The organism is Marinobacter sp. (assembly GCF_041687235.1).
Classification (GTDB): domain Bacteria; phylum Pseudomonadota; class Gammaproteobacteria; order Pseudomonadales; family Oleiphilaceae; genus Marinobacter.
This window is the reverse complement of the sequence record NZ_JAWLCH010000007.1, coordinates 13,698-35,813: the sequence shown is the minus strand read 5'-3', so window position 1 is coordinate 35,813 and position 22,116 is coordinate 13,698. Positions and strand designations below refer to the sequence as shown.

Annotated in this window: 21 protein-coding genes and 1 tRNA gene; 12 read left to right on the top strand and 10 right to left on the bottom strand. The window is 57.7% G+C overall.

The window, feature by feature from the left end:
* Window positions 1-109 precede the first annotated feature (109 nt).
* Genes lipA through ACESMK_RS11305 form a run of 3 tightly spaced genes read left to right on the top strand, consistent with a single transcriptional unit; the run spans window position 110 to window position 4,933 of the window.
* Window positions 110-1,162, top strand: a complete 1,053-nt coding sequence (lipA, locus tag ACESMK_RS11315) for a lipoyl synthase (protein ID WP_372998395.1) — start codon at window positions 110-112, stop codon at window positions 1,160-1,162.
* Window positions 1,163-1,171: 9 nt separating this feature from the next.
* Complete coding sequence (locus tag ACESMK_RS11310; protein ID WP_372998392.1) at window positions 1,172-2,392, top strand: methyl-accepting chemotaxis protein; 1,221 nt, start codon at window positions 1,172-1,174, stop codon at window positions 2,390-2,392.
* 48 nt (window positions 2,393-2,440) lie between these two features.
* The gene (locus ACESMK_RS11305; RefSeq protein ID WP_372998389.1) at window positions 2,441-4,933 is read left to right on the top strand and encodes an efflux RND transporter permease subunit; all 2,493 of its coding nucleotides are present in this window, start codon (window positions 2,441-2,443) and stop codon (window positions 4,931-4,933) included.
* Between the two features lie 56 nt (window positions 4,934-4,989).
* Here the strand turns inward: ACESMK_RS11305 and ACESMK_RS11300 are convergent, their stop codons facing one another.
* A complete protein-coding gene (locus ACESMK_RS11300) occupies window positions 4,990-5,463 on the bottom strand; it encodes a Spy/CpxP family protein refolding chaperone (protein ID WP_372998386.1) in 474 nt (157 codons plus the stop codon).
* A gap of 243 nt (window positions 5,464-5,706) precedes the next feature.
* On the opposite strand from ACESMK_RS11300, the gene ylqF reads away from it, so the two are divergent.
* The 3 genes from ylqF (at window position 5,707) to fnr (ending at window position 8,795) form a co-directional block, all read left to right on the top strand.
* Window positions 5,707-6,576 (top strand): ribosome biogenesis GTPase YlqF, encoded by an 870-nt coding sequence (gene ylqF, locus ACESMK_RS11295; protein WP_372998383.1) that lies wholly within the window; start codon window positions 5,707-5,709, stop codon window positions 6,574-6,576.
* Window positions 6,577-6,697: 121 nt separating this feature from the next.
* Window positions 6,698-7,906: a beta-ketoacyl-ACP synthase I gene (gene fabB / locus ACESMK_RS11290; protein ID WP_372998380.1), complete on the top strand. Its 1,209-nt coding sequence runs from the start codon at window positions 6,698-6,700 to the stop codon at window positions 7,904-7,906.
* Window positions 7,907-8,045: 139 nt separating this feature from the next.
* On the top strand, window positions 8,046-8,795 hold the full coding sequence (gene fnr, locus ACESMK_RS11285; RefSeq protein WP_372998377.1) for a fumarate/nitrate reduction transcriptional regulator Fnr: 750 nt from the start codon (window positions 8,046-8,048) through the stop codon (window positions 8,793-8,795).
* 27 nt (window positions 8,796-8,822) lie between these two features.
* On the opposite strand, the gene ACESMK_RS11280 is transcribed toward fnr, so the two are convergent.
* The gene (locus tag ACESMK_RS11280) at window positions 8,823-9,701 is read right to left on the bottom strand and encodes a sugar nucleotide-binding protein (RefSeq protein ID WP_372998374.1); all 879 of its coding nucleotides are present in this window, start codon (window positions 9,699-9,701) and stop codon (window positions 8,823-8,825) included.
* A 151-nt stretch (window positions 9,702-9,852) separates the two neighbouring features.
* Between ACESMK_RS11280 and ACESMK_RS11275 the strand changes: the two genes are divergently transcribed.
* Entirely contained in the window at window positions 9,853-10,209 is a 357-nt protein-coding gene (locus ACESMK_RS11275; protein ID WP_008176372.1) for a hypothetical protein, read from the top strand.
* Between the two features lie 17 nt (window positions 10,210-10,226).
* On the opposite strand, the gene alr is transcribed toward ACESMK_RS11275, so the two are convergent.
* The 8 genes from alr to rnr form a co-directional block, all read right to left on the bottom strand.
* Window positions 10,227-11,303: an alanine racemase gene (gene alr, locus ACESMK_RS11270; protein WP_372998371.1), complete on the bottom strand. Its 1,077-nt coding sequence runs from the start codon at window positions 11,301-11,303 to the stop codon at window positions 10,227-10,229.
* Complete coding sequence (gene dnaB, locus ACESMK_RS11265; protein ID WP_372998368.1) at window positions 11,303-12,709, bottom strand: replicative DNA helicase; 1,407 nt, start codon at window positions 12,707-12,709, stop codon at window positions 11,303-11,305. Before dnaB ends, alr begins: the two co-directional genes overlap by 1 nt.
* A gap of 235 nt (window positions 12,710-12,944) precedes the next feature.
* Window positions 12,945-13,391, bottom strand: coding sequence for a 50S ribosomal protein L9 (rplI, locus tag ACESMK_RS11260; protein ID WP_372998365.1), 447 nt, complete (start codon window positions 13,389-13,391; stop codon window positions 12,945-12,947).
* A gap of 20 nt (window positions 13,392-13,411) precedes the next feature.
* On the bottom strand, window positions 13,412-14,278 hold the full coding sequence (locus ACESMK_RS11255) for a hypothetical protein (RefSeq protein WP_372998362.1): 867 nt from the start codon (window positions 14,276-14,278) through the stop codon (window positions 13,412-13,414).
* 26 nt (window positions 14,279-14,304) lie between these two features.
* Window positions 14,305-14,535, bottom strand: a complete 231-nt coding sequence (gene rpsR / locus ACESMK_RS11250) for a 30S ribosomal protein S18 (RefSeq protein ID WP_007154918.1) — start codon at window positions 14,533-14,535, stop codon at window positions 14,305-14,307.
* 25 nt (window positions 14,536-14,560) lie between these two features.
* Window positions 14,561-14,980, bottom strand: coding sequence for a 30S ribosomal protein S6 (gene rpsF / locus ACESMK_RS11245; RefSeq protein ID WP_372998359.1), 420 nt, complete (start codon window positions 14,978-14,980; stop codon window positions 14,561-14,563).
* A 246-nt stretch (window positions 14,981-15,226) separates the two neighbouring features.
* Window positions 15,227-15,964 (bottom strand): 23S rRNA (guanosine(2251)-2'-O)-methyltransferase RlmB, encoded by a 738-nt coding sequence (rlmB, locus tag ACESMK_RS11240; RefSeq protein WP_372998356.1) that lies wholly within the window; start codon window positions 15,962-15,964, stop codon window positions 15,227-15,229.
* A gap of 15 nt (window positions 15,965-15,979) precedes the next feature.
* Window positions 15,980-18,556, bottom strand: a complete 2,577-nt coding sequence (gene rnr, locus ACESMK_RS11235; protein WP_372998352.1) for a ribonuclease R — start codon at window positions 18,554-18,556, stop codon at window positions 15,980-15,982.
* A 254-nt stretch (window positions 18,557-18,810) separates the two neighbouring features.
* On the opposite strand from rnr, the gene ACESMK_RS11230 reads away from it, so the two are divergent.
* The 5 genes from ACESMK_RS11230 to ACESMK_RS11210 all read left to right on the top strand — a co-directional run bounded on the left by ACESMK_RS11230 (window position 18,811) and on the right by ACESMK_RS11210 (window position 22,109).
* Window positions 18,811-18,897, top strand: a tRNA-Leu gene (locus tag ACESMK_RS11230).
* A 106-nt stretch (window positions 18,898-19,003) separates the two neighbouring features.
* A complete protein-coding gene (locus ACESMK_RS11225; protein WP_372998942.1) occupies window positions 19,004-19,348 on the top strand; it encodes a DUF6538 domain-containing protein in 345 nt (114 codons plus the stop codon).
* Between the two features lie 211 nt (window positions 19,349-19,559).
* Window positions 19,560-20,468, top strand: a complete 909-nt coding sequence (locus tag ACESMK_RS11220; protein ID WP_372998349.1) for an MBL fold metallo-hydrolase — start codon at window positions 19,560-19,562, stop codon at window positions 20,466-20,468.
* A gap of 163 nt (window positions 20,469-20,631) precedes the next feature.
* Entirely contained in the window at window positions 20,632-21,075 is a 444-nt protein-coding gene (locus ACESMK_RS11215; RefSeq protein ID WP_372998346.1) for a hypothetical protein, read from the top strand.
* A 95-nt stretch (window positions 21,076-21,170) separates the two neighbouring features.
* The gene (locus ACESMK_RS11210) at window positions 21,171-22,109 is read left to right on the top strand and encodes an SLAC1 anion channel family protein (protein WP_372998343.1); all 939 of its coding nucleotides are present in this window, start codon (window positions 21,171-21,173) and stop codon (window positions 22,107-22,109) included.
* The last annotated feature ends 7 nt before the right edge of the window (window positions 22,110-22,116 follow it).

Below are 22,116 nucleotides of genomic sequence, written 5' to 3'. Positions count from 1 at the left end.
CCAATGTCGTGCCCGGCACCCCCGTGATTGCCCCTATCTGTCTTGTAACTCCCCCGCCAGCCCATTACTCTTTAGGGTTCCCCATGCCCGTGTTGAGAGTCCGGTTGCAATGAGCGAAAGCGCAAAACCCCGTATTACCAGTGGTTCCAAATTCCGCAATGAGCATGGCTTTTCGGCCATCAAGGATGGCGTCAAGCGGTCATCGAAGCAGGAAGCCACACCGACGGAGTTGCCCCAGCGAAAGCCGAAATGGTTGCGGGCGCGCATGCCCGGAGGCGAACGCTATGAGGCGGTGCGCAAGAACGTCAGTGAACACCGTTTGAGCACTGTTTGCCAGGAATCCCATTGCCCCAACATTGGTGAGTGCTGGACCGCCGGCACTGCTACCATCATGGTCATGGGGTCGGTATGCACCCGGGCCTGCAAATTCTGCGCAGTGGATACCGGTAACCCGAAAGGCTGGCTGGATCACGAGGAACCGGAGAATACCGCCAAGTCCGTAGAGCTCATGGGGCTTCGCTACATTGTGCTCACCTCGGTAGACCGTGACGACCTGGACGACGGCGGCGCCGCGCACTATGCCGCCTGCGTCTCGGCCATCAAACAGCGCACCCCGGAAGTCGCCGTGGAAGCCCTGACGCCGGATTTCGATGCCGTCATGTCCGATGTTGAAAAGGTGGTGGATTCCGGTCTGGATGTCTTTGCCCAGAACGTGGAAACCGTAAAACGCCTGACCAGCCGGGTCCGCGATCCACGGGCCGGTTACGAGAAGACCCTGCGGGTACTGGAACACGCCAAGAAACACCGTCCGGACGTGCTCACCAAGACCAGCCTGATGCTGGGCCTGGGAGAAACTGAAGAGGAAATCCTGGAAACCATGGACGATCTGCGTGCCATCGGTGTGGATATCCTGACTCTGGGCCAGTACCTACGCCCCACCCCGAATCATTTGCCGGTAGAACGCTACGTCACCCCCGAAGAGTTCAACCGTTACCGTGACATCGGTCTGGAGAAAGGCTTCATGGAAGTGCCGTCCGGCCCCATGGTCCGCTCCAGCTACCGGGCCGATAAGGTATTCGATAAAAACAATCTTGGTCTCGCCGTGCCAGAGGTCCCCCAAACCTCCAATGCCATGCAGATTCCGGTGAAGGCCATCGACTGAGAAAAATTCATGCTGACACTGCTGCGAAATGCCCGGCTGAAGTACAAATTCTGGTTGCTGAACATTGTCGTTTTTGCAGTTCTCTGCTTGCTCGTTCTCTACGCCATGCACACCATTGCCGGGCAGACCGGCAAGACGTTCGATCAGGTCTTCGCGGACACCGCGCCCGGCTTTGCGCTGGTCGTCGCGGTACTCATGGTGCTGGAAATGGCCGGTTCCCAGTTGTTGATCTCATTTATAGAGCGCCATGTGAACCGCCTGAAAAACACCATGGTCGACGTCCAGGCCTCGGGCAACCTGAGCCAGCGGGCAGTGGTGGACTCCACCGACGAAATCGGCGAAATGGCCAGCGCTTTCAACGCTATGCAGGACCGAACCGTCGGTGTGGTCCGCAGCATGAAGGAAGCCATCGAGCGACTACACAGCGAAGTTCAGGAACTGACCTCGGCCGCCGAGGCCCGCCGGGATGATCTGGGCCGACAGCAGGCCGGCGCTGACCGCTCTGCGGAGGTCATTGAAACCATGCTGCAAAGCTTTACCGGCATTGCCGAACAGGCCGGGATTGCCAAAACCCTGTCCCACGAGGCCAGCGATGCCGCGCAGGACGGCAGCAAACGTGTTGGCCAGAGTGCCGACAGCATCCGCAAACTCGCCGATGTGGTGCGCAATTCTGCCAGCAGCGTTGAAGCCCTGGCCGAGAACAGTCATGAAATCAGCCACGCCATTACCGAAATCCGCGGTATCGCCGAGCAAACCAACCTGCTGGCCCTGAACGCGGCCATTGAGGCAGCGCGGGCCGGTGAGCAGGGCCGTGGGTTTGCCGTGGTTGCCGACGAAGTCCGGAAGCTGGCCCAGAGGGTCCAGGACTCCACCGATCAGATTCAGGGCACCATTGACCGGCTACTCAATGCAATGAACACCGCCGTGAACCAGATGACCGGCAGCTCCGAGGATGCCACCCGTTGCGTTGAGGAATCCGAGGAAGGCCGCCGTGCACTTGAGGCGATTAACGAGGTGGTCAGCCGGATCGATCATACCAACCAGGAAATCGCCAATGTCTCCGCCGAACAGACCGCCGGCACCGACGATGTGCTGGCCAATGTTCAGGGCATTCGCGAAACCACCCAGAACATGGTGACCCAGCTCGCTGAGAGCGCAGAAATGAGCCGCCGCCTGAAACGGTTGATCGATTCTCTGGAAGAAGCCTCGTCAAAGGTCACGGTTCACTGAGGTTTATGGCACACTCTGCACTCATTTGAGCTGGCAGAGTAGTTGTTCATGAATCGTCTTCGCGCCCTGTATGATCGCCTGATTTTTCCGCACCCGTTTATTATCCTGGCGGCCTTTGGTCTGTTGTTGGCCCTGGCCGCCTTCAAATTCGGCGAATTCCGCCTGGATGCCTCCGCCGAATCCCTGGTGCTGGAAAACGACCGCTCCCTCGAACAGTACCGCCAGGTGAACCGCCGCTTCACCACCTCAGACGATTTTCTGATTGTTACCTATACCCCTGAGAGTGAGCTTTTCTCTGAGACTGGTCTGGCAAGACTGGGCGAATTGCGGGACGAACTGCAAGACCTGGAGGCCGTGGGCTCCACCAACAGCATCCTGAACGTACCCCTGCTCCATAGCCCGGACCTGACCCTGGACACCGTGGACAGCGAGATCAAGACCCTGGATGAGCACGATGTCGCCCCGGACACGGCCCGCGAGGCGCTGCTGAACAATCCGCTCTACCCGAACCTGCTGATCAGCGAGGACGGACGCACCACAGCGATTCAGGTAAACCTGCCCACGCCCGACCGGTACTTCGAGTTGCTGAGAAAGCGCAACGATCTGAGAGACAAGGCCGACGCCGGCGAAGCCTCAGACGCCGAGTTGGCCGAACTGGAACAGGTTAAACAGGAATTTATAGCCTTTACCGAAACCCTCGGGGTGGAGCGCGATGCCACCATCCGGACCGTCCGTTCCATTCTGGACAAGTACCGCGATGGCGCCGAGATTCACCTGGGTGGCGTACCCATGATCGTCGCCGACATGATCCGCTTCATCGAAAACGACCTATCCACCTTCGGGCTCGGCGTGCTCGCCTTTCTGCTGCTCACCCTGGCCATCATCTTCCGGCAGTGGCGCTGGGTACTGGTCCCACTGTTGTGCTGTGGCTTCACCGTATGGCTGATGATCGGGTTCCTCGGCTGGGCACAGTGGCCGGTGACGGTTATCTCGTCCAACTTCATCTCCCTGTTGCTGATCATGACCCTCTCGCTCACCATCCACCTGATCGTGCGCTACCGGGAATTCCAGCACGATGATCCCGAGGCCGGCCCGAGAGACACCTTGCGCAACACGGTTATGGCGATGATCAAGCCCTGCTTTTACATGGCCATCACCACCATCGTCGCCTTCGGCTCTCTCACCTTTAGCGGCATCCGCCCGGTGATCGACTTTGGCTGGATGATGACCCTTGGCCTGGCGGTAGCGTTCCTGATCACCTTTATTGTGTTCCCGGCCCTGCTCACCCTGTTGCCGCCGCCCCTGGACAGCCGGGTAACCTCCGACCGGATCCCGTTCACCGACGCCTTTGCGCGGTTTACCGAACACTTCGACAAAACAGTACTGATCGGCTCTGGCGTGATTGCGGTGCTCTGCGTTATGGGCCTGAGCAAACTGACGGTGGAAAACAGCTTCATCGACTATTTCAAATCCTCTACCGAAATTCATCAGGGCATGATCACCATCGATAATCGCCTGGGCGGGACCACGCCGCTGGACGTTGTCATTACCGACGACCCTCCACCGGAAGGCGCCGGTGGTGGCGACCCGTTTGCCAGTGACTGTGACCCGTTCGTGGAAGACTGTGGCGAGGACGAGGAATACCGGGATACCTGGTACACCTACCAGAAAATGCAGGAACTGGAAGCCGTTCACAACTATCTGGACGGATTACCGGAAACCGGCAAGGTGCTGTCCATCAACACCACCCTGGATATTCTGGCCGAAATCAACCAGGGCGAACCCCTGGATGCCCTGGAGCTGGCCTTCGTTCCGGCGGCGGTACCCGATGACCTGCAGGATACCCTGCTGACCCCGTACATATCCGAGGAGCATGACCAGGCCCGTTTCAGCATCCGCATCCTGGAAACCATGCCCGAACTGCGCCGTCAGGAGCTGTTGAACCGCATCGAACATCACCTGACCACAGAACTGGGCTACTCGGAAGACCAGGTGCTCTTTGCCGGCATGACGGTGATGTACAACAATATGCTGCAAAGCCTGTTCGATTCCCAGATCAAGACCATCGGCGTGGTCTTCGGCGCCATTATGTTGATGTTCCTGATCCTGTTCCGCTCCCTGAAGCTGGCGCTGATCGGCATGGCTCCCAACCTGATCGCCGCAGGCTCGGTGCTCGGCCTGATGGGCTGGCTGGGCATCCCCCTGGATATGATGACCATTACCGTGGCCGCCATCACCGTGGGGATCGCCGTGGACGACACCATCCACTACATCCACCGCTTCAAAACCGAGTTCCGGAAAGATGGCGACTACATCGCCACCATGCACCGCTGCCACCGAAGCATCGGCCAGGCCATGTTCTTCACCTCGCTGACCATCATCTCCGGGTTCTCGATACTGGTGCTGTCCAATTTCATCCCGACGATCTACTTCGGGTTATTTACCGGGTTTGCCATGTTCATGGCTCTGGTGGGGGCGCTCACCCTGCTTCCCCGGCTCATTGTTCTCGTTAAGCCTTTTGGTTTGCAGGCTACAAACTAAAAAGGGCCGCACCCGAAGGTGCGGCCCTTTTCCAGATCAGTTAAAGGGAAACAGGCTTACTGCATACCCTGGCCCTGTGGCATACCCTGCCCCTGGCCCTGCTGCTGCATCTGACGCTGTTGCTGCATTTGCTGCTGCATCTGCTGCATGCGCTTGTCCAGCTCGTCGCGCTGCTCCTGGGTAAACACGCTGTCTACCTTCGCCTGCATCAGCGTGGACAGGGCCGCAATCTCGCCGGTCACATCACCCAGTTCCTTGGCACTGTCCCGAATGGCCGCTTCATCGTAATCTGATTTGATCTCACCCTGCATCTGCTGTTGCAGTGCACGGGCCTCCTCACGGAGCTCGCCAATCTCACCCTGCATCTCGTCGAGGATGGCGCGAATCTCAGTTTGCTGATCATCTGAAAGACCAACCATTTGTGCCAGCTGGTCGACCTGATCAGGCTGTCCGCCCGCTTGCTGGGCCATGGCCGGAACCGACAGGCTAAGGGCTACCAGGGCAGTACCAAACAGTTTTACAAGCTTCATAAATGTCTCCGTTTACAAGGTGGTCACACGCTGAGCACCACCGATATACATGGGTTTCATCGTTTCAGGTCCTACACCCTAAAACATACGGATACCCCTTTTCATCCCGATCAGCCCTCTTTTTGTACACACTTCTCAGTATCCACCGCCAGAAGCCGCCACACACGGGCATTCAAACAAATGTGAAAGTTTGGTCATTCCCCTTCATAATGGCGCCGTTCAATCCTATCCGGAGCAGATACGATGGCCATTAACTGGTTTCCAGGGCACATGCACAAGGCCCGCAAGGAGATCAAAAAAGTGATGCCGCAGATGGATCTCATCATAGAGGTTCTGGATGCGCGGATTCCGTTCAGCAGCGAGAATCCTCTGGTGCCTGCCCTGCGTGGCGACACACCGTTGATCAAGGTGCTCAACAAACGTGACCTGGCAGACCCGGACATTACCGCGCGCTGGCAAGCCTGGCTGGAGAAGGAACGCGGTGTAAGGGCCATTACCCTGACCCACAACCAGCGCAATGAGGCACTGGATATCCTGAAGCTGGCCGAAGAGATGACGCCGGAACACGATCGGCAGAAGAGCGCCCTGCGGGTGATGATCCTGGGCATTCCCAACGTTGGCAAATCCACCCTGATCAATACCCTGGCCGGCAGGCCGGCGGCCAAGACCGGCAATGAACCGGCTGTCACCAGAGCGCAACAGGCCATCAAGCTGCCCCACAACATTCTGCTGTACGACACACCCGGCTTCCTGTGGCCAAAGCTTTCCCCCGAAGCCTGCGGATACCGCCTGGCGATTACCGGCGCGATTCGCAGCGCGGTTCTGGATTTCGAGGACGCCGCCATGTTCGAAGCCGAGTTCCTGTTGGAGGCCTACCCGGAGCTGGTCAAGGCCCGTTACGGATTCGAGGAACCGCCCAAGGATGGTCTGGCGCTGATGGACGGTATCGCCGCCAAGCGCCGTTTCTTTGGCCGGGGAGGCGTTCCGGACCTGCACAAGGTGTCCGAGGTATTACTGAACGAATTTCGGGCCGGCAAACTTGGGCGCATTTCCCTGGAAACCCCCGAGATGGTCGAGCGCGAAGCCCGTGCATCCGAGGAAGCGGCCAACTGAGCTGCCCCTGACCTCCCCTTACCAAGGTCAAATATCGTATCTGGCCCAAAGCGCCTAGACTGGTCAGTAAGGTAATTGATCGCAGGGCTGGCCATTTCGGCCAGCCGGTAAGGAGGAACTTATGAGACGCGTCGTCGTCACTGGCATGGGCATTGTGTCCTGCCTCGGCAACTCACTGGACGAGGTAACCGAGAGCCTGAAGAACGGAAAATCCGGCATCCGCTTTAACGAAACCTACAAGGACATGGGCTTCCGCAGCCAGATCGCCGGCTCTGTGGATGTGGATACATCCGTTATCGACCGCAAGATCCGCCGTTTCATGGGGCCTTCCGCCATGTACAGTTTTCTGTCCATGGAACAGGCCATCGCCCAGGCGGGGCTCACCGAGGACCTGATCTCCAACGACCGTACCGGCCTGATCGCCGGCTCCGGCGGCGCCTCCTGCTCCAGTCAGGTGGAAGCCACCGACATCATGCGCGAGAAAGGCGTGAAGCGTATCGGGCCCTATATGGTTCCGCGCATTATGACCAGCACGGTTTCCGCCTGCCTGGCCACCGCTTACAAGATCCGGGGTGTAAATTACTCCATGTCCTCAGCCTGCGCCACAAGCGCCCACTGCATTGGCCACGCCATGGAGCAGATCCAGGCCGGCAAGCAGGACATTGTGTTCGCCGGCGGTGGTGAAGAGGAGGACTGGAGCCTGACCATGATGTTCGACGCCATGGGCGCGCTGTCCACCAAATACAATGACGCCCCCGAAACGGCCTCCCGGCCCTTTGATAGCGGACGGGATGGCTTCGTCATCGCCGGCGGTGGCGGCATGATGGTGCTCGAGGAACTTGAACACGCGAAGAAACGGGGCGCCAATATCATTGCCGAACTCACCGGCTACGGGGCCACTTCCGACGGCTATGACATGGTCGCGCCTTCCGGTGAAGGTGCCCAGCGCTGCATGAAGCAGGCCATGGCGACCATCCGGGGCAAGATCGACTACATCAACGCCCACGGCACCAGCACTCCGGTGGGCGATGTTGCCGAGATGGGGGCGGTACGGGCAACATTCGGTTCCGACATACCGGCCATTTCGTCGACCAAATCGCTGTCTGGTCATTCCCTGGGCGCCGCGGGGGTTCAGGAAGCCATCTATTCGCTGCTGATGCTGCAGAATGGCTTCATCGCGGGCACCAAAAACCTGACAAGCCCGGACGAGAAAATCGGCGATATCCCTCTGGTGGGCCCGAAAAGTCGCGATGCGGCGCTGAACACCGTGATGTCCAACAGTTTCGGGTTCGGTGGCACCAACGCATCGTTGGTATTCGAAAAGCTGTGAGCCCGCGGCAAATAAGGACCTTCGGGTCCTTATTTTTGAGAATTATATTCTAAGATCATCCCGCTTGATTATTGGCAAAGACAGCCATCCGTATTAAGGTAGACACTTGATATGGATCAAATCGGACGGATCATCACGTATGGCTCAAGCAATTCCGTTTCGTCAGGCCTCTCCCCTCAAGGCGTCCTGTAACCAGTGCAGCCTGAGCAATCTTTGCCTTCCTCTGGCGATTGAAGAGAACGATCTTGACCGGCTGGAAGACATTGTCCTGCAAGGGCGCATCTTCAACCGCGGCGAACATATCTTCGACCAGAGCACGCCCTATCGCTCCTGCTTTGCGGTGAAAAGCGGATCCATCAAAACATCGATTATTACCGAGAGCGGTGAGGAGCAGGTGACCGGCTTTTTCATGCCCGGTGAGCTGGTTGGCCTCGACAGCATTGGCAGCGAACACTATGCCTGCACGGCCAAGGCGCTGGAACGGACCAGCGTATGCGAGTTTCCGATCGACAAACTGGAGGAACTGACGGGCAAACTCCCGGAGTTACAGCACCACATGTATCACCTGATGAGCCAGGAGATCCAGAACAGCCATCAGCTGGCCATGCTGTTGAGCAAGAACACTGCGGAAGAGCGCATTGCCGCTTTACTGCTGTCGCTGTCGAGCCGATTCCAGCGCCGCCGGATGTCGCCCACAAACTTCAGCCTGCCCATGGCGCGTAACGACATCGCCAACTTCCTCGGGCTCGCGGTTGAAACGGTAAGCCGGGTATTCACCCGCTTCCAGAATCAGGGAATCATCAAGGCGCGGGGCCGGGAAGTCGAACTTCTGGATATTGAAGCCCTGCAGATGGTCAGCCGCGAATTCTCCCGTCAGTGCAATAACTGACCAACAGACTCTGGCCCGCCCAGGTACTTACCCGGCGGGCTCCCTTTCTACTTCCCTGCCGTTATTCTGTTTCAGCATGGCCAGTTCATCCACCAGACCCGAGCGCCATGGCATCTGTTTGATCCCGAAGGTATTGCGGATCTTGGTGCAGATCAGGGTGGTATTGACCGGCTCAAGATGCCCCCAGTCCGGCACCTCATCCATCACCCGAATTCCCTCGGGAATCCCCGGAAGGCCGGCAATCGCCAGACCAAGCTCGTACAGATTGATTTCCTCGGCCCCTGCGTACTGGTAGGTACCCCACACCTCGGCGCCACAATCGAGCTGAAGAACCACCGCCTCTATTACCCGGGCCAGGTCCCGAACCGCTACCGGCTGGCCGCGACACCGCCCAGGTAATGACAGGACATCGTCGGCAGCCGTGCTGGCCTGAACCTTCCGGATGAACCGCGCCAGGCTCCAGCCGGTCCGCAGGATGATGTGCCTTGGCAGCAGGGTGCGCAGGGCCTGCTCGCACTCCCATTGCCAGTTGCCCAGTTCATTCACCGGCTGCCCGGGGTTGGACGTGATGTAGCCGCTTTGCTTTCGGCCGTCGAACACATAGCAGGAGGACAGCTGGAGCAGCGCCATGCCACGATCACGGGCATACTCGGCCATGGCCACTGGCAGCGAGAACGCAGCCATGTGGGCGCCCTCAGGGTCTTTCTCGGCCACTTCCGGATCGGCCATCCAGAGTGCGTTCACGATCAGATCGGTATCTTCGGGAATCCAGTTTTCCAGCGCATCGAGATCCGCATTGGAGGAGTCGCTGACAAGCAATGGGCTGACATGCAGGTGGGTTTCCCGCAGGCGCTCCAGCAAAACCTTCCCCAAGGGGCCGTAATCGTGAACAACAAGTACATGCACTAGGATTCAATGCCTCCGGATATCACTGATGTGACGGTATTCCCGAACCGGTCTGGCCAATGGCTAATTCATTCCGGCCCATACACTATGATGCAGTCTGAACGTAACGCTTTGCTATTTCTTTCAAGAGCATACAACAACAGGAACTGTCATGCTGAAACAACAGAGCCACATTGTGGCGCCGATCCCCGATGAGCTGCGAACCCGGGCCCTGTATACCGTTGGCGAACTGCGCGAACGGGGCAAGGCCGACAAGGAAGCCATCGACAAACTCTTCAACCTGATTGTGGACATGACCGAAGAAGGTCTGGACTTCTTTTTCCTGGAGCCACTGCGGCGCCTGCATGCCAGCAACATGATGATGGGCATGGCCAAAATGGGCATCAGCAGCATGCTCAAGGGCAGCAAGATGGTCGTGCACAAAGTGCTCAAAAAGCTGGACGACCGCAGCCTTGCTGCCATTCTCGACTTTATCGAGGAAATCATTCATGAGCCGGAACAGGGCTGACAGATCGCCCCTGGGCATTACCGGTATTGCCGTGGCACCCGCCCGGTGATGCCGGTCATCAGCTCGTAGGAGATAGTGCCGGCGCAGGCCGCCACCTCATCAACCCCCACGGTGCGGCCCCAGAGTTCGACGCTGTCGCCTTCCCGGGCACCTGGCGCATTGGTCAGGTCGACGGCCAGCATGTCCATGGACACCCGGCCGATAAGCCGTATCCGCCGGCCATTGATGGCCGCGGGCGTGTTGGTACCCGCATGCCGCGGGTAACCATCACCGTAACCAATCGCCACCATGCCCATCCGGGTATCACGATCGGCCACCCAACTGGCACCGTAACCGACGGACTCTCCCGCGGGCACCATGCGAGTGCTTATCAGCGGGGCCTCCAGCGACATCACCGGCTCAAGACCAAGCTCCGGGCCGGTCTTGCCAACCATTGGCGACCCGCCATATAACATGATTCCCGGGCGGCTCCAGTCAAACATCGGCTGGCCCGGACGAAAATGCGCGGCGGAATTGGCAACGCTCTTCATCAACCCCGGGAAGGCAGCGGTTGCCTGCTCAAACACCAACGTCTGCTCCGCGGTCATGGCGCTATCGGGATCATCGGCGCAGGCAAAGTGGGTCACAAAGCCCAGCAGCCCCTGATCAGCCCCCATGGCCTGCAACTGCGCCATCACCCCGGCAAGCTCCTCCGGATGAAAGCCCAGGCGGTTCATACCGCTGTTCACTTTCAGCCAGAACGCCGGTCGTGCTTCAAAGCGCTCCAGCCACGCCATTTGCTGGAAGCTGTGAAAAACCGGCTCAAACCCCTGTTGAGCGCACTCGTCGATATCCGCGTCGGCGTGTACACCCTGCAGCAGAACGACTGGCTGCACCAGGCCGGTTTCCCGAATAGCCCGCGCCTCTTCCAGGCAGGCCACCGCGAACTTTGGTGCCAGGCTGTCCAGGGCGGAGACCACCGGCCCGATACCATGGCCATAGCCATCGGCCTTGACCACCGCCATCACCTGCGCCCCGCCGGCCCGGCTTCGGGCAGTCTGGAAGTTCCGGCGAAGGGCCTCGAGGTCAATCCGGGCAACAGTACTGCGGGGCATCAATACTCCCCGCCGTAATCGCTGTAGTCACCGTGTGCCAGATCCTCGAACTTGGTGTACTTGCCGATAAACGCCAGACGGATTGTCCCGATCGGGCCGTTCCGTTGCTTGCCGATGATGATCTCGGCAATGCCCTTGTCCGGCGTATCCTCGTTATAGACCTCATCCCGGTACACGAACATGATGACGTCGGCGTCCTGCTCGATTGCGCCGGACTCACGCAGATCCGAGTTAACCGGACGCTTGTTAGGCCGCTGCTCAAGACTCCGGTTGAGCTGAGACAGCGCCACCACCGGGCAGCTGAGCTCCTTGGCAATGCCCTTGAGCGAGCGGGAGATTTCCGAGATTTCGGCCGTACGGCCTTCGGTGTTGCCGGGCACCCGCATCAGCTGCAGGTAGTCGACCATGATCAGGCCGATCTTGCCGTCGTTCTCGCGGGCAATACGCCGGGCCCGGGAACGCATTTCGGTGGGGCTCAGGCCCGGCGTATCGTCGATGTAGAGCGGTTTGTCCTTGAGCAGGCTCACCGCCGACGTCAGCCGGGGCCAGTCGTCTTCTTCCAGCTTGCCGCCGCGGACCTTGGTCTGATCAATGCGACCCAGCGACGAGAGCATACGCATGGCGAGGGCATCCGCCGGCATCTCCATACTGAACACCAGAACCGGAGTGCCGGTGCTGATCAGGGCATTTTCAACAATATTCATGGCAAAGGTCGTCTTACCCATGGAGGGGCGACCTGCCACAATGATCAGATCCGAGGGCTGCATGCCCGAGGTCTGCTCGTCGAGATCCTTGAAACCCGTGGTCAGACCGGTGGTCTGCTCGCCGGATTCAAACAGTTCCTCGATCCGGCTCAGGGTTTTGGCGAGAATGGGGTTGATCGCCTGCGGACCAGAACCCTCCTTGACCCGGGCTTCGGCAATCTGGAAAACGCTTCGCTCGGCTTCGTCGAGGATTTCATTACTGTTCCGGCCCTGGGGGTTAAACGCTGAATCGGAAATCTTGCCGGACACCTCCACCAGCTGCCGCAGAATGGACCGCTCGCGGACAATATCGGCATAGGCACGAATGTTTGCCGCGCCGGGCGTCTTCTCGGCCAGCTCCGCCAGGTAAGACAGCCCACCGGCATCCTCAATGTCACCCGCCCGCTCCAGGAATTCGGCGAGGGTCACGACATCCAGAGGTTCGCTTTCACTGGCAAGGCGCTCGACAGCACCAAAGATCAGACGGTGGTCCTGCCGATAGAAATCGGCCGCCGAAATCACTTCGGAGATCTCGTCAAATCGGCGGTTATCCAGCATCAGGCCACCCAGTACCGCCTGCTCTGCTTCCACAGAGTGGGGAGGAACCTTGATGCGGCTGGTTTCGAGATCGGTACTCGCGGGCTTCAGGTTGGGCTTGGCCATGAACACATCTTCAGTTGGACATCATAACCACGACAGTTTAAGCGACCTGCCGCAGCAATGGGAGAGGGTTACCGGAACGTAACAGCATACCAGAAAGCAACAGGCCCGAAAGCCGCAAGATGCGGTTCGGGCCTGTTGGATTGGCCGGAACGCCACCTCAGGAGAGGCCGCGTTCCGGCCACCGGCGTGTTACCAGAGCCGGGGAAACCCCGACGCCGTTTTCAGGGAAAACGGCTTACTCGGCAACAACCGCCAGCTTGATGGTTACTTCAACGTCGGAGTGCAGCTGAAGCTCGATCTCGTACTCGCCAGTAACCCGGATCGGGCCTTCTGGCAGGCGAACTTCGCTCTTTTCGACTTCGGTACCACCGGCAGTGATCGCATCAGCAATGTCGCGCACACCGATAGAGCCGAACAGCTTGCCTTCTTCACCAGCCTTGGAGCTGATAGTGAAAGCAGCACCCTCAAGCGCTTCAGCGCGGGCCTGGGCAGCAGACAGCTTTTCAGCAGCTGCTTTCTCAAGCTCGGCACGACGCTCTTCGAACGCCTTCAGGTTTGCTTCGGTGGCAGGTACGGCCTTGCCATAAGGAAGCAGGAAATTACGACCGTAACCGGCCTTAACCTTTACCTTGTCACCCAGGGAGCCAAGGTTTGCAACTTTCTCGAGCAGAATAACTTCCATCTCGTTAACCTCTTCGTGCTTTATTCAGCCGGCCCGGCAGGCTTTATACGCCTCCGGATATCCAGCCAGCTATCCACAAAAGCCAGAACCACTAACAGAATCATCTGACTTGGGCCCAGGAGAACCAGCGCTACGTAAAACATCGCCAGCCAGTTCCCGCTCAGCTTTTTCATACCAACAATGCCGTGAACCAGTGCCAGGCTTGCCAGGAACAGCGGGGTTCCCGCAGCCCAGGCCAGCAGCATGGAGTTGAGCCCAAGAAATGGCCCCACCACCATGGTCACCGCACACAAAACCGCAATCGGCGGCGACAGCCGCAGGCCATGGAATTCCTTGCGGAATCCTCCGGGGTTATACAGCCCCGCCTGCCACGCCCGCGCCAACATGGTCATGCCCACACCCGTCACCAGGTAGGTGCCGGCCATGCTCGCATTCATCGTGTCCCGGATGACCCTTTCGAGGTCATCCCCGAGACTCTGCGCAATTTCGGCATTGTACTGCTGGTAAAAGCCCACCCCGGCCTGGACCAGATCGTCCAGTAAACCCGGGTAGATCACAGGCAACATCAGGCCTGTGACGATAGCGAGAAAGCTCCCCGCAAGCAGGGCTTTCTCCCAGGACAGCGTGGTTCTGATCAGCGATGCCATCAGCATTACCTGAAGCAATACAGCCAGAGCGGTCGGGTCCTGCCCGAAAATGCTCCAGCCAAGCGCCGGTAGTAATGCCCAGAGCCCGATATTGAGCCCCTGACTGATGCCAAGCCTGAGAATAACCAGGCCAACAACGGCTGCGCCAATCCAGAACAGCAAAGGTACCGCAGTTGTGACTGCTGCTACCCCGCCGGCCTGCAGGGGACCGCGCATTACATACTGTGCAAGTGCACGCATGGTCCCAAGTCCTGTGTTTCTGTTACTTAGTTATCGTGGCTGTCCGAGTACGGCAGCAGTGCCAGGTAGCGGGCACGCTTGATAGCGGTAGCCAGCTGACGCTGATAACGTGCTTTGGTGCCGGTGATGCGGCTGGGCACGATTTTGCCGGTTTCAGTGATGTAGCCTTTCAGAGTGTCCAGATCCTTGTAGTCGATCTCTTTAACACCCTCTGCCGTGAAGCGGCAGAACTTACGACGTCTGAAAAAACGAGCCATAACTTAACTCCTCAACTCCGGTTAATTACTCTTCTTCGTCCTGGGTTTCAGCACGCTGACGTGGCTCGTCAGATTCGGCTGAACGGCGCGGACGGTCGTCTCCGCCGGAACGACGGTCCTCACGGGACTCGGCAGCTTTCATCGGAGACAGATCGGTAACGGCCTCATCGCGACGCAGAATCAGGTCACGGATAATGGCATCGTTGAACCGGAAGTTGTGAGTCAGCTCGTCCATGGCGGCCTGTGAACATTCAACGTTCATCAGCACGTAGTGAGCCTTGTGAATCTTGTTGATCGGGTAAGCCATATGACGACGGCCCCAATCTTCCAGGCGATGTACCTTGCCGCCATCTTCAGTGATGACGCCGGTATAACGCTCGATCATCGCGGGCACTTGCTCGCTCTGATCCGGATGTACCATAAATACGATTTCGTAGTGACGCATGAGTTCTCCCTACGGTTTAAGCAGCTTCCTTTTTACCGGCCCGATTCAACAATCCGCGACCGACAAACATGAAAGCAAGGAGTTGACAGCACGAGCTGCCGGTTTCTTTTTGCTTTATCAATAAGGCTTTACAAGAAAGGCTTGATCAAAAGCTTGGTTTGGGACTGCCCTCGTTCAGGCAATACAAAACCACCCCTTGGAAAAGGGGTCACGTATTCTAGGCGGGGAAGGCCCTGTGTGCAAGGGTTAACCAAGCCGTTGGCGCAGGGCTTCGTATAGGCAAACACCCGTAGCCACGGATACGTTGAGGCTATCCACATGGCCGAGCATGGGGATATTGATCAGCTGATCACAGTGCTCCCGGGTCAGTCGACGCATGCCCTTGCCTTCCGCCCCCATCACCAGCGCCACCGGACCCTTGAAATCGGCCTGGTAGAGCGTTGCATCCGCCTCACCGGCGGTGCCGATCAGCCAGACACCCAGCTCCTGCAGACTGCGCAGAAAGCGTGCAAGATTGGTAACCCGAACAAAGGGCACCGTCTCGGCAGCACCACAGGCAACCTTGCGAGCAACCGGTGTCAGCGAAGCAGACTTGTCCTTGGGCACAATGACCGCCTGAATACCCACGGCATCGGCAGTGCGCATGCAGGCACCGAGATTGTGGGGGTCGGTCACGCCATCGAGAACAAGCAGAAACGGCGGCTTGTCACTGCCCGCCAACTGTGCCAGCAGATCGTCTTCCGTCCACTCGCGACTTTCACTGACGGAAGCAACAATACCTTGATGCACCCCGGAAACCCGCTCGTCGAGTTCCTTGCGGTGCACAACTTTCCATCGGACCCCCAGGTTATCCAGGGCATCGGTAATGCTTTTGACCCGCTTGTCCTGCCTGCCGGTCTGGATCCACACTTGCTGCAAACGTTCGGGCTCGCGCTTGAGGACAGCCTCAACCGCGTGCCAGCCAAACACAAATTCTCCGGACACTGTTGACACTTCCCGTTACTTGCCGGATTTTCGCGGCTTGGCTTTTTTATCGTCTTTGCCGGTGCCACCGCTCTTCTTCCCCTTCTTCAGGGCAAGCTTCGCGGCCCGTGCCACCAGTTCGTCCCTGGCAGAAGGCGTTTCATTGTCATCAAAGGCCTCAGGGCCCGTTGTTTTCGGTGACGCAGACGCCGGGCGTTTCCTCGGGCGCTTCGGACCAGGCTCACCGCGGGAGGTACTTCTCTGGCCAGGCTTCGTCCTGCCGGACGATTTACCACCTTTGCTGGCGCCGCGCTTCCCCTTGCCCCGCTCCCCTTTGTCAGGGACCTTGAGCGCGTCGCGATCGGCCTGTCGATGAACCGGTTCACTGATCAACTCCAGATCGATCTTGCGATCTTCCATGCCGACCCGTACGACCTTCACACGAACCTCATCACCAAGCCGGAAACTCATTGCCGTGCGCTCGCCAATAAGGCGATGCTTGGCGGAGTCATGATGGAAGAAATCGCCGCTCAGCGTCGACACGTGCACCAATCCCTCGATGTAGACTCCGGAGAGCTCAACAAAGAAGCCGAAGGGCACCACCGAAGCGATCACGCCATCGTACTCCTCGCCGACATGGTCACTCAGATATTCACACTTCAGCCAGGCCATGACATCCCGGGTGGCATCATCGGCACGTCGTTCTGCCATCGAGGTGTGCTCACCCAGCTTCTCCATGCGGGCCATATCGTAGGGATACTCGGCAAGCTCGGGATCCGGCTTCGGAGGCGGAACTACATCCTTGGAAGGCTGCCCCCCATGAATAACCGATTTGATGGCCCGGTGATTAATCAAGTCGGGGTAACGCCGGATCGGCGACGTGAAGTGAGCATAACCCGCATAACCAAGACCAAAATGGCCGCCCTCTTCCGGGCTGTAGACGGCCTGGCTGAGTGAACGCAGCATAACCGTCTGGATCACATTGGCATCCGAGCGATCCTTGATACTGTTCAGCAGCTCCTGGTAGTCCGCAGACGTGGGGTTATCACCACCACCCAATTGCAGACCCAGCTCACCCAGGAACAGCCGAACCGCATTGAGCCGCTCCTCTGAAGGGCCGTCATGCACCCGGTAGAGTGCCGGAAGTTTGTGTTTTTTCAGGAATCGCGCTGTCGCAACGTTCGCGCACAGCATGCATTCCTCGATGATCTTGTGGGCATCGTTGCGCTGCACCGGAACGATCTCTTCTATCTTCCGGTCGGCGTCAAACACAATCCTGGTTTCGGTGGTTTCGAAATCAATCGCACCACGCTCGGTACGGGCCTTGCGCAGCAACTGGTAGAGCCCGTAGAGATTGTGTAGCTGCGGGAGGACGTTGGCGTATTGCTCACACAGCTTGTAGCCCTGCTCGGTGTCCGGATGCTCCAGCATGGTGCTTACCTTGTTATAGGTAAGCCGCGCATGACTGAACATGACCGCCTGATAGAAGCTGTAGCTGCTGATGTTACCCGCGGCGCTGATGGTCATATCGGCCACCATGCAGAGGCGATCCACCCCCGGGTTCAGCGAACAGAGGCCATTGGACAGCTTTTCCGGCAGCATTGGCACGACGTGATCCGGGAAATAAACCGACGTACTGCGGTTTACCGCCTCTTCATCCAGTGGTGTACCCGGCCGGACATAGTGGGAAACGTCGGCAATCGCAACCAGCAGGCGATAGCCGCCACGGGGCCTTGGCTCGCAGTACACGGCATCATCGAAATCACGGGCCGTTTCGTCGTCGATGGTTACCAGCCTGAGATTGCGGATATCCTTCCGGTTGGCCTTGTCTTTCTCAGTGACCTCTTCCGGAATTTCCGCCGTCTGCTCACCGACAGCGGGCGGCCAGCTATGGGGAATGTCGTAGGAACGGATGGCAACGTCAATTTCCATCCCGGGCGCCATGTGTTCGCCAAGGACCTCAACCACCTTGCCCAATGGCTGGGTGCGCACAGTGGGCTGGCGAACGATATCCACCACAACATACTGGCCGTGGCGGGCATTGCCGCAATTTTCCTGGGGAATCAGCACTTCGTGGTTGATCCGCGCGTTTTCCGGAACAACGAAGCTGATGCCGCTTTCCTGGAAAAAGCGTCCCACTGTCTGGCTGGTCCGGTATTCCAGAACTTCAACAATCACGCCTTCGCGCCGGCCGCGATCATCGACACGGTCAACCCGCGCGGCCACCCGATCACCATGAAACACCTGGCGCATCTGCCGGGCGGTGAGGAACAGGTCACTGCCACCGTCGTCAGGGATCAGAAAACCGAAACCATCCTTGTGGCCAACCACCCTGCCGACAACCAGTTCTGCCTCTTCAATCGGAAGGTAGGCCCCACGGCGATTGCAGATCATCTGTCCGTCGCGACACATGGCAATGAGACGCCGACGCAGAGCCTCGATACCCTCCGGGGAATTCTGTCCGAGCTCTTCACAAAGCGTCTCGTGTGTCGCCGGGGCACCGCGCTCCTTGAGGTGCTCTAGGATGAACTCCCTGCTCTGGATCGGATTGTCGTATTTTTCTGCTTCACGACCTGCGTGCGGATCTTTGTCTGTCTTTTTTCTCGAAGCCATTCGTGTCCTTGTCCTGGTACCGAAATGCGGTGTATCTGAATTGAATTTGATCCCGAGTATAACGCCGGTATAAAGGAAGTGCCTAACCACACAAAGAATATAGGCACAAATACCACTCAAGGTTTTTGATAAAAAACGTTTGACACCGTTTTCCGGAATTATTAAAGTACGCGCCATCGGTTGAGGGGCAACACCTCAGCTGCGGCAGAACTGCAAAGTTTTCAACGAACTAAACGCAGAACTGCAAATCACCTGCCGAGGTGGTGAAATTGGTAGACACGCTAGCTTCAGGTGCTAGTGGGGGCAACCCCGTGGAGGTTCAAGTCCTCTCCTCGGCACCATTCTTCTTGAATGGCCTTCCGAATCAAACACTTACCCTAGAAACAGTAACTTACGGACCTCGCTGGTACACACTACTGGCACACAGGGTTAATCGTGAGTCTACGTATGTGCTCCCCTTATTGTCCGAAGAACAGCGCGAAGTACTGGGTCCGTAAGCGCGTTCCCAAAGAACTCAAAGCTGCTGTTGGTCAAACCGAAATCAAACGCTCATTGGGCACCACTGACCCAAGGGAGGCCCGGCGACTGGCTCCCATTGTCTGCGCTGAGATTGACCCGATCATCACAAAAGCCCGACGCTCACTCACCATGGATGTTTCAGACGTACAAGCCCTGTCCGGCGAGTACTTAAGGGAACGGCTGTCAGAAATCAAAACTGATACTGTTAAACAGAACTGGGACTCCGGCACCTTTAGTCTTGTCCTTGAGCGGCTAACAGAAGCCTCCCTTTGAGGCTGGGGTATGTCACGCTTATCGGGTAAGTCCATATCCTTTCGAACTGAGCCCATCGAATCGACGCACGCTCCCCCACTCAAATTTGGCACCGTTAGGTTGTCCTCATTGGCTCAATGCCTCATCTCAATTAGCCCTTAAAATCTTTCAGTTATATCCTTATAACCAAATCAATCCAAAACGCGTTTTCAGCGTTGAGGGGGACTCACTTATGAGGACTTTCCAACAATCACCTGCGAAACATCTCGACACTCCCGATGTCGCGGGTTTTTTCGATCCCCGCACATTCAGTGTTCAGTACGTGGTCAGCGATCCGGAGACGAAGCAGTGTGCCATTATTGATCCGGTGCTAGATTACGATGAAAAGCCCGGCGCAACGGCGACGAACCACGCCGACGAACTTCTGGATTACGTGCGCGATCGGGGCTTTGAAGTGCAATGGATCTTGGATACGCATCCCCATGCCGACCATTTCTCGGCTGCCCAGTATCTTAAGGAAAAGACCGGCGCTCCGACTGCGATCGGTGGCTATGTGACTGGCGTTCAGGAACTGTGGAAGGGCATCTATAACTGGCCCGATTTTCCGGCCGACGGTTCACAGTGGGACCATCTGTTCCGGGCCGGCGACGAGTTCCGGGTTGGCAAGCTGCAGGGCCGTGTGATGTTCTCCCCGGGCCACACGCTGGCCTCTGTCACCTATGTGATCGGCGATACAGCGTTCGTGCACGACACCATTTTCCAGCCGGATTTCGGCACCGCCCGTGCGGACTTTCCCGGGGGCGACGCCCATCAACTTTGGGACTCCATCCAGGCCATCCTCGCCCTGCCTGATGAGACGCGGCTGTTCACAGGTCACGACTACATGCCCGGCGGCCGTGAACCCGAATGGGAAAGCACAGTTGGAGAGCAGAAGCAGGCCAACAAGCATCTGGCTGAGACTTCAGAAGCCGAGTATGTAGAGCTTCGAAACACCCGTGACAGCGAGCTACCGATGCCAAAATTGATTCTTCATGCGCTGCAGCTCAACACCCGGGGTGGACGGCTCCCGGAGCCCGAAGCCAACGGCAAACGATACTTGAAGATTCCGTTGGATGCACTTGAGGGTGCCGCCTGGGAATGAACCCGGAGATTGAGCACACAACCCCTTTGCCGGGCTGAAAACGCCCGGCTTTTTTTGAACTGAAGATTCATCGACCAGCTTAAGTGACTTTGTCACTGACGGTTAAATCCTGTCTAGATACCTTCGCGTTGAAGCCTTTTGATCCATCAAAGAGGAGCTCCCCATGATCAAATTATTCAAAGCCCTTGCAGCCGCTGCCCTGTTAGCAGTCACGCCATTCAGCGTTCATGCCGACAGCCACAAAGGCGCTGTTGAGGAAGTGCTTGTAATCCTGTCCAGCGATTCCCTACAGACCCAAGGTATGGCGATGGTCCTGTCTAACACCATGGCCAAGCAAGGGGCAAAAGTTAATGTACTGCTATGCGATCAGGCCGGTGACCTAGCGCTGAAGACTTATGAAGCTCCCGCCCTCAAACCGAAAGATGTCACTCCGGGGCAGATGCTGCGGGGCCTGCTCAAGCAGGGTGGTAAGGCGAAGGTCTGTGCGCTGTATCTTCCGAACAGCGATTACGGCAAGGACGATCTGATTGACGGCGTCGGCGTTGCCATGCCGCCGGAAATGGCCGGCCAGATGCTGAACCCGAAGATGCGCACGTTCACGTTCTGAGCGTTGAGGTTCGGGTTGCCCCGGGTGTACGGGGCAACCCTGGTTGAGTCTTCAGAAAAGGAGGAAGACGGATGACAGAAGTTCGGCCTTCCCGATTGCAGAATTTTCCGATTTCATGGTTCGCCGTTGTGATGGGAATGACCGGATTTACCATCGCCTGGCATCGTGCGGAAGGCTTGCTTGGAATTTCTTGGAAGCCAAGCCCCATATTGCTCGGGCTGACCATCATCGGGTTTGTTGCTCTGCTAATGCTTTATCTGGCCAAGGTCATGAAATACCCCGGCGCAGTAAAAGCGGAGTTTGCCCATCCGATCAAACTGAACTTCTTCCCCACCATATCGATTGGTCTGATTCTATTGAGTATCGCGCTGTTACCCTACAATGGCGCTGTGTCACTCATTCTTTGGAGCATTGGCGCGGCCCTTCACCTTGGCTTTACGCTCTATGTTTTGTCAGCCTGGTTGCACAAGACCCACTTTGAAGTTGCCCACATCAACCCGGCCTGGTTTATCCCCATCGTAGGTAACATCCTCGTACCCATTGCAGGCGTGCAGCATGCATCTGTGGAAATCTCGTGGTTCTTCTTCAGCATTGGCCTGGTTTTCTGGTTGGTTTTGTTAACCATCATTTTCTACCGGATGTTTTTCCATCAGCCGCTTCCGGCCAAACTCCTGCCCACTTTGTTCATTCTGATCGCCCCGCCTGCCGTGGGTTTCATTTCCTGGTTCCAGCTGGTTGGCGAAGTGAACGCATTTGGACGGGTGCTTTACTACGTTGCGATCTTTCTAACCCTGATGCTGATGACCCAGGCCTCCAGGTTCCTCCGACTAGAATTCTTTCTTTCCTGGTGGGCGTATTCGTTCCCAATGGCAGCCATGACGATCGCCACTTTCGTAATGTACGAGGAGCTTCAACTCGTGTTCTTCAAAGGGCTTGGTGTTTTACTTCTTGGCCTGCTTACGTTGCTTATCGCAGTTCTTATCGGCAAGACCGCCCTGGCGGTTCAGCGCAGGGCGATCTGCATTGAAGAATAGCCGCTGA

Coding starts and splice junctions, on each gene's coding strand:
- ACESMK_RS11255 (WP_372998362.1), bottom strand. CDS start 14,278: ATGCGTGCACTTGCACAGTATGTAATGCGCGGTCCCCTGCAGGCCGGC.
- rplI (WP_372998365.1), bottom strand. CDS start 13,391: ATGGAAGTTATTCTGCTCGAGAAAGTTGCAAACCTTGGCTCCCTGGGT.
- ACESMK_RS11220 (WP_372998349.1), top strand. CDS start 19,560: ATGAGGACTTTCCAACAATCACCTGCGAAACATCTCGACACTCCCGAT.
- rnr (WP_372998352.1), bottom strand. CDS start 18,556: ATGGCTTCGAGAAAAAAGACAGACAAAGATCCGCACGCAGGTCGTGAA.
- ACESMK_RS11275 (WP_008176372.1), top strand. CDS start 9,853: ATGCTGAAACAACAGAGCCACATTGTGGCGCCGATCCCCGATGAGCTG.
- ACESMK_RS11305 (WP_372998389.1), top strand. CDS start 2,441: ATGAATCGTCTTCGCGCCCTGTATGATCGCCTGATTTTTCCGCACCCG.
- fnr (WP_372998377.1), top strand. CDS start 8,046: ATGGCTCAAGCAATTCCGTTTCGTCAGGCCTCTCCCCTCAAGGCGTCC.
- ylqF (WP_372998383.1), top strand. CDS start 5,707: ATGGCCATTAACTGGTTTCCAGGGCACATGCACAAGGCCCGCAAGGAG.
- ACESMK_RS11225 (WP_372998942.1), top strand. CDS start 19,004: ATGTGCTCCCCTTATTGTCCGAAGAACAGCGCGAAGTACTGGGTCCGT.
- lipA (WP_372998395.1), top strand. CDS start 110: ATGAGCGAAAGCGCAAAACCCCGTATTACCAGTGGTTCCAAATTCCGC.
- dnaB (WP_372998368.1), bottom strand. CDS start 12,709: ATGGCCAAGCCCAACCTGAAGCCCGCGAGTACCGATCTCGAAACCAGC.
- rpsR (WP_007154918.1), bottom strand. CDS start 14,535: ATGGCTCGTTTTTTCAGACGTCGTAAGTTCTGCCGCTTCACGGCAGAG.
- rpsF (WP_372998359.1), bottom strand. CDS start 14,980: ATGCGTCACTACGAAATCGTATTTATGGTACATCCGGATCAGAGCGAG.
- ACESMK_RS11300 (WP_372998386.1), bottom strand. CDS start 5,463: ATGAAGCTTGTAAAACTGTTTGGTACTGCCCTGGTAGCCCTTAGCCTG.
- ACESMK_RS11310 (WP_372998392.1), top strand. CDS start 1,172: ATGCTGACACTGCTGCGAAATGCCCGGCTGAAGTACAAATTCTGGTTG.
- ACESMK_RS11215 (WP_372998346.1), top strand. CDS start 20,632: ATGATCAAATTATTCAAAGCCCTTGCAGCCGCTGCCCTGTTAGCAGTC.
- fabB (WP_372998380.1), top strand. CDS start 6,698: ATGAGACGCGTCGTCGTCACTGGCATGGGCATTGTGTCCTGCCTCGGC.
- alr (WP_372998371.1), bottom strand. CDS start 11,303: ATGCCCCGCAGTACTGTTGCCCGGATTGACCTCGAGGCCCTTCGCCGG.